Annotated in this window: 8 protein-coding genes; all 8 read left to right on the top strand. The window is 58.3% G+C overall.

The genetic code is table 11. The features are described 5' to 3' along the window. The first annotated feature begins 210 nt into the window (after positions 1-210). The 8 genes from G3N58_RS05235 to G3N58_RS05200 all read left to right on the top strand — a co-directional run bounded on the left by G3N58_RS05235 (position 211) and on the right by G3N58_RS05200 (position 12,877). Positions 211-1,155: a LysR family transcriptional regulator gene (locus G3N58_RS05235; protein ID WP_167048131.1), complete on the top strand. Its 945-nt coding sequence runs from the start codon at positions 211-213 to the stop codon at positions 1,153-1,155. Between the two features lie 76 nt (positions 1,156-1,231). After that, complete coding sequence (locus G3N58_RS05230) at positions 1,232-2,386, top strand: mandelate racemase/muconate lactonizing enzyme family protein (RefSeq protein WP_205998663.1); 1,155 nt, start codon at positions 1,232-1,234, stop codon at positions 2,384-2,386. 93 nt (positions 2,387-2,479) lie between these two features. Next, the gene (locus tag G3N58_RS05225) at positions 2,480-3,658 is read left to right on the top strand and encodes a mandelate racemase/muconate lactonizing enzyme family protein (RefSeq protein ID WP_241016992.1); all 1,179 of its coding nucleotides are present in this window, start codon (positions 2,480-2,482) and stop codon (positions 3,656-3,658) included. Between the two features lie 97 nt (positions 3,659-3,755). Further along, positions 3,756-5,177: an MFS transporter gene (locus tag G3N58_RS05220; RefSeq protein WP_167048141.1), complete on the top strand. Its 1,422-nt coding sequence runs from the start codon at positions 3,756-3,758 to the stop codon at positions 5,175-5,177. A 374-nt stretch (positions 5,178-5,551) separates the two neighbouring features. Beyond that, entirely contained in the window at positions 5,552-6,274 is a 723-nt protein-coding gene (locus tag G3N58_RS05215; RefSeq protein ID WP_167048144.1) for a gluconate 2-dehydrogenase subunit 3 family protein, read from the top strand. 3 nt (positions 6,275-6,277) lie between these two features. Next, positions 6,278-8,053: a GMC family oxidoreductase gene (locus G3N58_RS05210; protein ID WP_167285555.1), complete on the top strand. Its 1,776-nt coding sequence runs from the start codon at positions 6,278-6,280 to the stop codon at positions 8,051-8,053. Between the two features lie 17 nt (positions 8,054-8,070). Continuing rightward, on the top strand, positions 8,071-9,402 hold the full coding sequence (locus G3N58_RS05205; RefSeq protein ID WP_167285554.1) for a cytochrome c: 1,332 nt from the start codon (positions 8,071-8,073) through the stop codon (positions 9,400-9,402). Positions 9,403-10,342: 940 nt separating this feature from the next. Beyond that, complete coding sequence (locus G3N58_RS05200; protein WP_205998662.1) at positions 10,343-12,877, top strand: type VI secretion system Vgr family protein; 2,535 nt, start codon at positions 10,343-10,345, stop codon at positions 12,875-12,877. The last annotated feature ends 3 nt before the right edge of the window (positions 12,878-12,880 follow it).

Raw genomic sequence — 12,880 nt, 5'->3', positions numbered from 1 at the left:
GTAGCAGGCGGCGATCCGTAACAGAGGGAGTCAAATCCGGTGGGACGTTGCGGGCGGGTCGTGCGAGTCGGCTGTCTTCCGCCAGTTGGGCCTCACGCGCTATTCCGGATACTTTCTTGGGGCAAGGCACGGAAACGGCTCGCCGGATGCCGCGCCATATAATCGATACATCTCAACCACCAGCGGATCAGCCAGGCTGACAACGTAAGCATGAAAACGCTCGAGATGTTGCGTGCCCTCGATCTGGAATCCGCTCGTCTCTTCCTCATCGCCTATGAGGAGGGGAGTCTCACGCGAGCGGCCGAACGCAGCAACATTGCAGTCTCGGCCGTCACCAAACGCCTCCAGGAGCTCGAATACGTCTTCGGCGTATCGCTGTTCAACCGGCACGCGCGAGGCGTTACGCCGACGCCCGCCGGCGACGAATTCGCGAGACAGGTTCGCCTGCTGACACAGCGCCTGAATGAAACCGCCAGTGCGATGAGAGAGTTCTCGGAGGGAATTCGCGGACGTGTGCGGGTGGCCTCCAGTCAGTCGGCGATCGTCGGTGGCCTCGCCGCCTTCGCCGGCAGGTTTATCCAGGCAAACCCGGAAATTGCCGTGGATGTGCACGAAATCCACGGCTGGTCACTCGTTTCTGAAATCGAAAGTGGCCGCGCCGATCTCGCCCTCAGTCTTTCGGTATTCGACGTGCCATCGTCGATCGCGAAAGTGCCGTACAAGGAAACCAGTCTGGTCGTGGCCGTACCGAAAGACCATCCGCTCGCCACGCGCCAATGGGTCAGGTTCGAGAACCTGATCGACTTCGAGCACGTCACGCTCGGGCCGAAAAGCGCGCTTTGTTCGTTCCTGGTCAATCAGGCAGCCAGTCTCGGGCATGAGCTGAAGTACCGCGCGGTCTCCTCTTTCGATGTCATGCGCTCGATGATCGCTGCCGGCCTCGGCATCGGCATTCTTTCGGAAATCATGGCCATTCCCTTTGCGGGAAATCCGGACGTGCGCTGCATTGCCCTGCGGGAAGAATGGGCACCGCGAAGCATCCAGATTTACTACCGCGAAGATCTCATTCCCCCGTCGGCCCGCCTGTTTCTGAAAGAGTTGCTGATTTCTGCAGGCCACCGTTCTCCATCGGTGAAAGCTGGTTTGAGGAAATAGAAATATCTCGTCCCTGCTCTCCTCCTATACTGCTTTGCAATTGAAAATCTGTTTTGTATAGGTGGAGAACAAATAGATGAAGATTGCAAGCGTCACACCGATTTTCGCCGATCGCTTTCTGTATGTGAAAGTCACAACCGAGGACGGACTGACAGGAATCGGCGAATCCGGCGCATGGGGCCAATATGAAGCCAGTGCGGCAGCCATGGTCAAGTGCGGAGAGTATCTCGTTGGACGAGACGCGCGCCAGATCGAACACCACTGGAATGTATTGCAACGCGCGAATCATTTTACCGGCATGGCTATCATGGGCGCGATCTCCGCAATCGACATCGCCCTGTGGGACATCAAGGGAAAAGCACTCGGCGTTCCGGTCTACGAATTGATCGGTGGCCAGATGCGGCATAAGGTGCGTCTTTACGGACATGTGAAAGCGCGCACCAAAGCGGAGATGCTCGACGAAGCGCTGCTGCGCAAAGAGCAGGGATTCACCGCGCTAGGCCATCTCAACCCGTTCCTCGATGAGGATTACGATCGATATTTCCGCCCTCATGCGAAGAAGATGGAAGAGGCCGTGGGTGTCGTTCGGGAACTTCGCGAAGCGCTTGGTCCCGACGTCGATCTCTGTATCGAGCTGCACCGGCGGCTCAATCCCGCCGAAGCCGTCACCTTTGCGCGCAGAATCGAGCCGTACTTCCCGATGTTCTTCGAAGACCCGCTGAAACCGACAGGCGTGGATGCGATGTCCTGGGTCGCGGATCACATTCCGGTGCCGATTGCCACCGGCGAGCGCTTCTTCAACATGCACCTGTTCCAGTCGATTGTCGCGCGGCGTGGCGTGCAATTCCTGCGCCCATCGATAGGTCTCTGCGGCGGCATCACGGGAGCGAAAAAGATTGCGGCTCTGGCCGAGGTCAACGACATGGAAGTCGTGCCGCATAACCCTCTGTCGCCGCTTAATCTGGTCGCCGAATTGCATCTTGACGCGACGATTCCGAATTTCGCCATTCAGGAATATCCGTCGTCGTCAAAGAACCTGCATGGGACGACCCAACTGCCTGGCCGCGAAATGTTTACCGATTTCCCGGAGCCGAGCAGCGGATTTCTCGATATCCCGACCGCACCCGGACTCGGTATCGACTTCGTCCCCGATATCGAGAAGCGCTTTCCGAAGGTCAATCGGCCGCTCGACATGCGTCCTCATCTCGATGGATCGGTCATCGAACAGTAAGGACCTTTCGTCATGGGCCAGCCCGCGCTGGCCAGGACGAGCGAGGTCGCGAGTCTATGTTCGATCGCAACGTCTAAGCGCGGCGTGTCATTCATGTCCGCCCTGCCTGATCGGGGAAACGTCGATGCCTCGCAAGCTCACGTTTCCCGCTTAAACAGAGCCCCCATGAAGATCAAAAGCGTTTCGGTTATCGCCCTCGAGATCCCGCTCGCGCGCAGTTTTGGCGGGAGCAAATACCGTGTCGACAAGCGGTGCACGATCATCACGCGGATGGAGACCGACACCGGGCTCGTTAGCGAAGTGTATAACGGCGACAACCGGACACATATGCGCGACGTGGTGGACATCATCGAGAAAGAACTGGCGCCGATGCTGATTGGCGAGGACGTTTTTGCCGTCGAGCGCCTCTGGCAAAAAATGTTCAAGGCGGCCGAATGGAATCGCGACCGCAAGCTGGTCATGGAAGCGATTGCCTGCATGGACAGCGCGATCTGGGACCTTCTCGGTAAGGCCGCGGGCGTCAATGTATGCCGATTACTCGGAGGCTATCGCCAGGCGTTGCCGCTTATCTGCATCGGCGGCTACTACGAGGAAGGCAAGACGCTCCGGGATCTTGGCGACGAAATGGAACGGCTTCGCGAAGCCGGACTGGCCGGATGCAAGGTCAAGGTCGGTGGCCTGTCCGCCGAGGAAGACGCCAAACGGGTGGAAGCCGCGCGCAAGGGCGGCGGCGACGAGTTCTGGATCGCGGTCGACGCGAATCGCGGCTGGCCTGTTTCCGAAGCGGTCAAGTTCGCCCGCCTCGTCGAGCAATACAACATCGCGTGGTTCGAGGAGCCGTGTCTTTGGTACGACGACGCCAGCATGATGGCCGAAGTGCGCCGAAGAACGTCGATTCCGATCGACGCGGGACAGAGCGAAATGAGCGCCAGCGGCGTACGGCGGCTGATCGACGCAGGCGCCGTCGACATCATCAACTTCGATGCCTCCGAAGCCGGCGGGATCACGGAATGGCGTCGCGCAGCGGCACTTGCCCAACTCCACGGCCTGCGCGTGGGGCATCACGAAGAATCACAGATCGCGATGCAAATGATCGCATCGATTCCACACGGTGTTTGCGTCGAATGCTTCGAGGCCGACCGCGACCCGATCTGGGCCGGTCTCATTGCCAATCGTCCCAATCCGGTCAACGGCACGATTGCCATTCCGCAGGAACCAGGATTCGGACTCCAGCTGGACTGGGAGATGGTCAAGCGCTACCGGGTGAATTAGCAACCGCCGCTGGCGGCTTCAATAAAGAAAAATACGGGATCGTCTCTCTGCGATTTTTATCTTATTGAGGAAGAGCCGGGTCATGCAAGGAGGAGACGTGGACGTGCTATCGGAACAAACGGAAATTGATGCATCGACCAAAGTAGCGCGCCGGGTCATTTTCGCACTCAGCCTCGCGACCGTTGCAGAAGGGGTGTTTATCGGCGGAATTCTGCCGGTTATTCCCGCCATCGTGCACAGATACCAGATCACCTCCGGAGAGGCGTTCTGGCTGAATGCGGTGTATCTGCTGGCAGTCGGCGTGACGTGTCCGGCACTCAGCCGTTTAGGGGACATTCACGGCCACAAGAAGCTGACCGTTCTGACGATCATCGTCAGTATCATCGGCATCGCGCTCGATGTGGTGGCGCCGAATTTCGGCGTCTTTCTGGTCGGACGTTTCCTGCTTGGATTCTGCCCGGCGATTACGCCGCTGGCGATCGGTATCTTTCGCAACACCCTGAAGGAAGAGGCGGCGCTCTACGGGATAGGCGCGCTCGCCGCGGCCATGACGGTGGGCCACGCAATCGGGCCGGTTCTCGCCGGCTATGTGCTTGGCAGCACGTCGGGCATCGGCTGGGTGTTTGCGAGCTGGATTGCGTTGCTGGGTCCGGCAGCGATCGCCATCGTCTTTCTTGTGCCGACCTCTTCTCTTCCCGACACGCGCCGTACCATGGATTGGCTGGGCGCCATCATGTTGGGCGTCGGCGTTGCCGCGATCCTGTTCGCATTCGCCTATGCGCCCAAGTCGGGATGGGGGAACATCTTCGTGCTCGGCGCCATTATCCCGGGCATTGCCCTATTGATCGTCTGGTACGCGTATGAGAAACGCACGGAGTTTCCTCTCGTCGATCTGCGTATGCTGAATAACCCGAATGCACGGCCATACTATGTGTCGAGTTTTCTTTGGGGAATCGCGTATTACGGATCGCAGACGACCGTGGTGCTTTTTCTCGTTGCCTCGCATGAGAAACTCGGATTTGGCTTCTCTGTCTCCGTCCTGACACTCGGCTGGCTTCTTCTTCCGCAGTACCTGGTCACCATAATCGGTGCGCTAGGTGTTGCCAGAATCGTTCGGTCGTTGGGTGGGTACAAGGTCTGCGGGCTGATCGGCGGCACGACGCTGGGCCTCGGCTTCGCCGGTATGATCGTTGCGAACCACGTACTCTGGCAGTTCATGTTCTTCAGCATGATGACGGGCTTTGGCTCCGGCCTGTTGCAAACGACGCTGTCCGGTCGGGTCAGCCAGGTGTGTCTGCCCGAGGAGCGGGGCATCTCGGCGGGTATGTATCAAACCCTGAAGAACATCGGCGGAGCCATGGCAAGTGCTTTCGGTTCGGCGATTTTCGCGGCATTTCTGATCGACGGAACGAAGATCGCTTCGGAGCGCGCTTACATCATTGTTTTTTGCGGCTGCCTGCTTGTGTCGATCTGTATCGTGGCTGCGCTGCTCACCGAACGTTCTGACTATCAATCATAAATTCGGCGATGCCGGTATCTTGTCCGTCATCGCGAACCCGTCGACACTGGCGAACCATTAAGACAAAGGCGCACTCCGCGATCCGGCAATGGATCTCTCCATTCGGTCTTTCCCGGGATGGTTGAAGCGACCTGCGCGAGAGCCCGTCACATTCAATGAACGCTGATAAGAAGTGACTGGACGCTCATGCCGGGAATGGTAGGGATGCATCGGCATGCAATGGTCACCACGATATAGCTGGCGTTCTGCTTGCAGTACCAGTTTGTCTCCTTACAAACTTTAACGGGCGACTAAGGGAAAGGGAGTATTGAAACGTTATCTCGGATCACCTCTTATAATGAGGCCCGCAGATAAGTCACAACAGAGAAAACTCCATGTCCGACCAACAGGAACCACGCCGTCGCTTTTTGCGGCAGGTGCTGGCCGTCGTACCCGCCGCGACGGTCGCTTCAGGTGCAACTTTTACTCAAAGTGCCTGCAGCAGTAACGCGACACCCGCCACCGGGAACACCGCAGAGTACCAGCCTACTTACTTCACCGCGGCAGAATGGAAATTTTTGCATGCTGCGGTGGACCGGCTGATTCCCGACGATGAACATGGCCCAGGTGCCGTGAAGGCCGGTGTGCCCGAGTACATCGATCGCCAGATGGAAATGCCGTATGGCCACGGCAAGCTCTGGTACATGCAAGGGCCTTTTCATCCCGATGCCGTGCCCGAAATGGGCTATCAGATCAATCTCGCGCCGCGCGACGTCTATCGTCATGGCATCGCGGCCTGCGACGAGTACTGCGTGAAGCAGCACGGCGGCAAGACCTTTGCTGAACTCGACGTGGCGACGCGCGAAGCGGTGCTTCAGGATATGGAGCACGGCAAACTCGCGTTTGAAACTGTTCCTGCACGCACGTTCTTTTCATTCCTGCTCGGCAATACCAAGGAAGGTTTCCTCTCCGACCCGATCTACGGCGGCAATAAGGATATGGCCGGCTGGAAGATGGTCGGTTTCCCGGGCGCGCGCGCGGATTTCATGGATTGGATCGATCAGCCGGGTGCGAAGTATCCGTATGGTCCGGTATCGATTAACGGCAGGCGGGGGTAAGCAGTGGCAATCAGGAAGAACAAGGTCGATTGCGTGATCGTAGGTTTCGGCTGGACCGGCGCGATTCTCGCGCAGGAACTTACGGACGCGGGACTCGACGTGGTCGCGCTCGAGCGCGGCGCGATGCGCGATACGCCAACCGATGCGAACTATCCGAAAGTGATCGACGAGCTCAAGTATGGCGTGCGCGGCGCGTTGTTTCAGGATCTGTCGTCAGAAACGGTGACCATTCGCCACGGCGTGGATGATCTCGCGGTGCCGTACCGTCAACACGGCTCGTTTCTGCTCGGTAACGGCGTGGGCGGCGCGGGCTTTCACTGGAACGGCATGCATTACCGGATGCTGCCTGAAGAACTGCAATTGCGTACGCGTTATGAAGAGCGCTACGGCAAGAAGTTCATTCCGGAAGGCATGCAGGTTCAGGATTTCGGCGTGACCTATGACGAGATGGAGCCGTTCTTCGATTTTGCGGAGAAGGTATTCGGCACGTCCGGCAAGGCCGGTAATCTCAACGGCAACATCCAGGCCGGCGGTAATCCGCTCGAAGGCAGCCGTCGCAACGATTTCCCCACGCCGCCGCTGAAGAACGGCCTCGGCGCGTCGCTGTTCGAAAAGGCCGCGCGCGAAGTGGGCTTCCATCCGTATCCGGCGCCTGCGGCGAATGCGTCGACCCCGTACACGAATCCGTACGGTGTGCGTCTTGGACCGTGCAACTTCTGCGGCTTCTGCGAAGACTTCGGCTGCTATATGTACTCGAAGGCATCGCCCCAAACGACCATTTTGCCGGTGCTGCTCAAGAAGCCTAACTTCGAGCTTCGCGCGAACTCGTATGTCACGAAAGTCATGCTTTCGCCCGACAGGAAGCGCGCGACGGGGGTCACCTATATCGATGCGCAAGGCCGCGAAGTCGAACAGCCCGCGGACATGGTCATCGTCGCCGCGTTCCAGATGCACAACGTGCGCCTGCTGCTGCTCTCGGGCATCGGCAAACCCTACGATCCGAAGACCGGCGAGGGGGTCGTGGGGCGCAACTACGCCTATCAGATGAACGGCGGCATCAACGTGCTGCTGCCGAAGGGCACGCAACTCAATCCGTTTATCGGCAGCGGCGCGGGCGGCGTGGGCATGGACGACTTCAATGGCGACCAGTTCGACCACGGTCCGCTCGGCTTTGTCGGCGGCGCGAGCGTTCGTCATATCCGCACGGGCGGCCGTCCAATCAAGCAGGCGGCGACCGTGCCCGGCACGCCGACCTGGGGCAGCGGCTGGAAGGCCGGTATTTCCGATGCTTACCAGCGCTATATGAGCATCGGTATTTCGGGTTCGGTGATGCCGTATCGCGACGCTTATCTCGATCTCGATCCGACCTATCGGGACGCTCACGGTCTGCCGCTTCTGCGCATGACGTTCGACTGGCACGACAACGAATACGCCATGCTCGGCTATATCGGCACGCGCATGGAAGAAGTTGCGAAGGCGATGAACCCGGAGAAGTACTTCCGCGCGATCCGCAAGAAGGGGCAGCACTACGACACGCGCGTGTACCAGTCCACGCATACCACCGGCGGCGCGGTGATGGGCAGCTCGCCGGCGACGAGCGTCGTGAACAAGTATCTGCAAAGCTGGGATGTGCCGAACGTGTTCGTGATGGGCGCTTCCGCGTTCCCGCAGAACATGGGCTACAACCCGACCGGTATCGTCGCGGCCCTCGCGTTTCACTCGGCCAAGGCCATTCGCGAGCAATACCTGAAGAACCCGGCTCCGCTGGTCCAGGCATAAGGGAGACGGCAAGCATCATGAGAAAAATCACGTTTGCCATCGCTTCTGCTGTCGTCTTTTCGGCTGCGAGCGCCGGCGTCTTCGCACAATCATCCGCGACGGCATCTCCATCCGCATCGGCCGATACGGACGCGCAGCTGATTCAAAAGGGCCGCTACCTCGCGGCCGCGGGCGACTGCATTGCCTGCCACACGGCAAAGGGCGGCAAGCCGTTCGCGGGTGGCCTCGGCATTGCATCGCCGATCGGCACGATCTACTCGACCAACATCACGCCCGACAAGTCGACCGGCATCGGCAACTACACCTTCGATGACTTCGACCGCGCCGTGCGCCACGGCATCGCGAAGGACGGTTCGACGCTGTATCCCGCCATGCCGTACGTTTCGTATGCGAAGGTCAAGCCCTCGGACGTGAAGGCGCTCTACGCGTATTTCATGCATGGCGTCGAGCCGGTTTCGCAAGGCAACCGCGCGTCCGATATTCCGTGGCCGCTGTCGATGCGCTGGCCGCTGCGCTTCTGGCGCATGGCGTTCGCACCGGAAGCCGTCAGCGACGACAGCCCGCTGCCGAACGACCCGATCGCGCGCGGCCGCTACCTCGTGGAAGGCCTCGCGCACTGCAGCGCATGTCATACGCCCCGCGGCTACGGCCTCGAGGAGAAGTCGCTGACCGATGACGGCAAGCTGTTTCTCTCCGGGGGCGTGGTCGATGGCTACCTTGCGAAGAATCTGCGTGGCGACCGCAAGGACGGTTTGGGCAACTGGAGCGCAGCCGATATCGTTGCGTTCCTGAAGAGCGGCCGCACGGCGCACTCGGCGGCGTTTGGCGGCATGGCGGATGTCGTGCAGGACAGCACACAGCATCTGGGCGACCAGGATCTCGCCGCCATTGCCGCTTACCTCAAGACGCTGGCTCCCGTCGACGCATCCGGCAGCACGCTCTCGCCCGATGCAACCGCGGCAAATGCACTGCGCGCCGGCACGGACCATAGCAACGGCGCGCTGACCTTCGTGGACAACTGCGCGGCGTGCCACCGCACGAGCGGCAGCGGTTACGAGAGCACGTTCCCGACGTTGGCGCTTTCGACGGTCGTGAACACGGACGATCCGACTTCGCTGATTCATATCGTGTTGCAAGGGGGAGAGATGCCGTGGACCAAGGCCGGCCCCACGCACTACGCGATGCCGGGGTTCGCCACGCGGTTGACGGATCGCGACGTAGCGGACGTGCTGACTTTCGTGCGATCCAGTTGGGGCAACCATGCTTCGCCCGTGACGTCCGAGCAGGTCGCCAAGGTGCGCAAGTCGTCCGGGTCTGCTTCTCAGCCTGCACGCGCTGAAAATCCGTAGCGTTTGGCGTTCGCGCTTGCGTGTGGGGTTTATTGGCAGGGTAGCTGGTGTTCTGTTCGTTGTTGACCGATCTATGCTCGCTTGGCATGTTGAGGTCAACGGAACGGGACACCAGTTGCTTTAGACGATTTGAGAAGGCTCGTGCGGTAAGGTTGATGTGTTGGAGTGGGATGGTGAGCCTTGTAAGGCTCGGGCAATCCTGTCAGGGGCGGCTGCGGGTGTCTGACTAATAGAAGTTGGGCCAGGGAATAACGCCGCGATACATTCACATTTACCCGTATTGGCCCGAAAACCGTTCTTCCAGCGATCGACGTAACTCCCCTACACCTGCTCCACCCGCCGGCGAGTCGATATCGCGGAAGCCGTCGAAATCACCAGATCCGCAAATCGCTTCTCATCGCAAACGCAGATTTCGAGCCAAATAACATCGATCAGCTTCCTTGATCTGAAGGCGGGAGGGGCTTGATAAACTGCGGTGATTGTCGACGATTCCTTCGTCGATGCCGCACGACTGCTTCCGACAAAGTGAGCGGAACAAGTACAGTCGGCCAGGAATGGTCATGGCGTTCTTTTCGTGGGATGTCAGTTCCTGGCTCGAGGGCGGCCGGTGAGGTCCGATCGGCGAACAACTGTATTCGTAGGAATGTTGACCTCTGCTCGCCACTCCGCCGAGTCGTTGGGCATCGCAAAATTTGGCGTGGCCTACGGACGGATTTTCATCGAGGCGGGCATCCAATCGCTATGTGCGAAGACTCCCCGATTTCGTCACCGATGTATTTCTGTTTCATGCAGATGCGATTCGCATAAATTCACTGGATATATCGCGATTGAGGCGATCGTATCGCAAGATCTAAAATCGGATGATTATGCTGTCGAATTATAATGGGAGCCATATTGCGAAAGCACGTCAGCAGCCCGCGCATACAGGGAAGGCAAATCCATGAACCCAACTGATCTGCTCCAGATCATCCGTGATGGACTGGTCCAGCAGGATCGTCTGATCAAGGCGGATATTCCTACGCTGCCGGACAACGCGCTCGTGCCGCGTCGTGCAGTGACGTATTCAGAAATCGGTCGCGATTTTAGTGTAACGGTCGATATGGTATCAACCGCCGGCGACATCGAGCTCAAGACGCTCATCGCGAAACCGATGACGTTGTGGATTCAGCAATCGGACAAATCATATCTCCCCATCAACGGATACATCCACACTGCGCGCAGACTTGGCGCCGATGGCAGTTACAGTGGCTATCAGGTCACTTATGCATCGTGGATGCATTTTCTGCGTTTTCGCAGTGATATGCGTTACTGGCAGGACAAGAGTGCGGACGCCATTATTACCGATGTATTCAACATGCATCCGCAGGCGCAGGGACAATTCCAGTTCTCGATTCAAAACCCATTGCTCCAGCGTTCGTACTGCCGTCAGAGCGAAACCGACTGGAACTTTGTCCAGCGCCTGATGGAGGAAGAGGGTCTGTTCGGCTTCTGGCGCCAGACAGAAGACGGCAAATCCCATATATTTGTTGTGACGGACAACATTTACGCCCTTGACGAAGTGGCAACAAATCCGATTCCATTCTCGCGATCGGGAACCGGCAGTGAAGCCGATGCGTTCACGCAATGGTCTGGCATGCGGACGCTACAGAGCACCGTCCACACTACGCGTACTTTCGACTATAAGGCTCCGTCTTCGGTTGCGAATCCCAAAGGCACCACTCTGCCGACGATGTCTGGTCAAGGCGATCTCCCAGAACAAGCGGAGATATACGAATACACGGGCGCCTATACGTATCAGGCTCAAGACCGGGGGGAGCATCTTTCGAAGATGCATCTGGAAGAATGGGAATCGCGGGCCAAGCGATTTTTCGCCGCGGGAAGCGTAAGAGCAATCGACGCCGGGCGGCGCTTCGTTTTGAGCAATCACCCCGAGCATGATCGCGATCAGGCGAGCCAGCGTGAGTTTGCGACAATCCACGTACGCCGGTATATCGAGAACAATCTCCCGGCGTCGACACACGAAGCAACTTTTCCCCATTGTCTCCAGAAAGAACTGGCGCTCGCGAAAACTGAGTACACCAGCAATGCTGCTGCCAGCGTCACGCATCCGGATGGTTCGACTGGCTTCTACATTGTTGAGGTAGAAGCCCAGCGCGTAACCGTTCCATATCGCAGTCCGTTCGAACACAAAAAACCGTCGATGCACTTGGAGACGGCAATCGTTGTCGGCCCTCAGGGTGAGGAGGTCTATACGGACGAACTGAACCGCGTAAAGGTCCTGTTCATCTGGGATCGCCAGAACAGTGGAGATGCGAGCGCTTCCTGCTGGGTCCGTGTTGCACAGTCCGATACAGGCGGGGGTTACGGAAGCGTCCACGTACCCCGCATCGGCGAAGAAGTACTGATTGGCTACGTAGGCGGAGATTGTGACAAGCCAGTTGTCTTGCACCGCGTCTACAACGGAAATGTTCAGCCGCAGTGGCACGGTAACGGCATTTTGTCGGGCTTTCGTTCGAAGGAGTACTCAGGCTCCGGTTATAACGAAATGGTGCTTGATGATGCAACGGGACAGAATCGGGCGAAACTATTCAGCAGTTCGAGCAACAGCCTGTTGCACCTCGGGTATCTGGTCAATCAGAGCGGTAACACCCGGGGTTCGTATCTGGGATCGGGCTTCGACCTAAGAACCGATTCTTACGGCGCGCTGAGAGCAAACAAGGGGCTGCATGTCACTACGCACAGCACGTCCACCGGAAGCCAGCCGTTTGATACATCGAGCACGCAGCAACAGCTATCACGAGCCGAAAGCGTAACGAAAGGCCTTTCCGATGCGGCCAAACAACGAAAGGCCGAAGATCTGCAAGCAGAGGTTGACTCGCTTCGTCAATACTCGGCAGCCGCAAAGCACACCGTATCGGGCGAGTCGTCAGGCGGAAAGACGGCTGGAGGCGGAACCGGTAGCGCGGGTGCACTTCAAGAGCCATTGATCCTGCTAAGCAGCCCTGCGGGTGTTGGCATCTCCTCCGAGAAGTCCACGCGTATTACTACTGATCAGCATCTAAATCTGGTAAGTGGACAAAATACGCACATTGCTTCCGGGAAGTCTCTGATCGCCAGTGTTGCTGAAAAGATCAGTCTGTTTGTCCAGAATGCGGGCATGAAACTCTTCGCCGCCCAAGGGAAAGTCGAAATACAGGCGCAAAGCGACGGGATGGATTTGATCGCGGAGAAGCAATTGCGTGTAACGAGCGCGGATCAAGATGTGCTAATTGCAGCAAGCAAAAAAGTGGTGGTGACCAGTGGTGGTGCCAGCATCACAATTGAAAGTGGCAACGTAGAGATTGTCTGTCCGGGAAAATTCACGGTCAAGGCGGCTTCGCATTCGTTCGAGGGCCCCGCGAGCGTTGATACTCCTCTTCCTGCACTTCCCCAAGGCAATCTGAAGATCAGCAATATCTATAACCTGTCTCGATAACAA

The organism is Paraburkholderia sp. Ac-20342 (assembly GCF_017104985.1).
Classification (GTDB): domain Bacteria; phylum Pseudomonadota; class Gammaproteobacteria; order Burkholderiales; family Burkholderiaceae; genus Paraburkholderia.
Note: the sequence above shows the minus strand (reverse complement) of the source record. Positions and strands in the feature narration are given on the sequence as shown.

Excerpts from the sequence above, each read along its gene's own strand:
- G3N58_RS05235 (WP_167048131.1), top strand. The coding sequence starts at position 211 with ATGAAAACGCTCGAGATGTTGCGTGCCCTCGATCTGGAATCCGCTCGT.
- G3N58_RS05230 (WP_205998663.1), top strand. The coding sequence starts at position 1,232 with ATGAAGATTGCAAGCGTCACACCGATTTTCGCCGATCGCTTTCTGTAT.
- G3N58_RS05225 (WP_241016992.1), top strand. The coding sequence starts at position 2,480 with ATGTCCGCCCTGCCTGATCGGGGAAACGTCGATGCCTCGCAAGCTCAC.
- G3N58_RS05215 (WP_167048144.1), top strand. The coding sequence starts at position 5,552 with ATGTCCGACCAACAGGAACCACGCCGTCGCTTTTTGCGGCAGGTGCTG.
- G3N58_RS05205 (WP_167285554.1), top strand. The coding sequence starts at position 8,071 with ATGAGAAAAATCACGTTTGCCATCGCTTCTGCTGTCGTCTTTTCGGCT.
- G3N58_RS05200 (WP_205998662.1), top strand. The coding sequence starts at position 10,343 with ATGAACCCAACTGATCTGCTCCAGATCATCCGTGATGGACTGGTCCAG.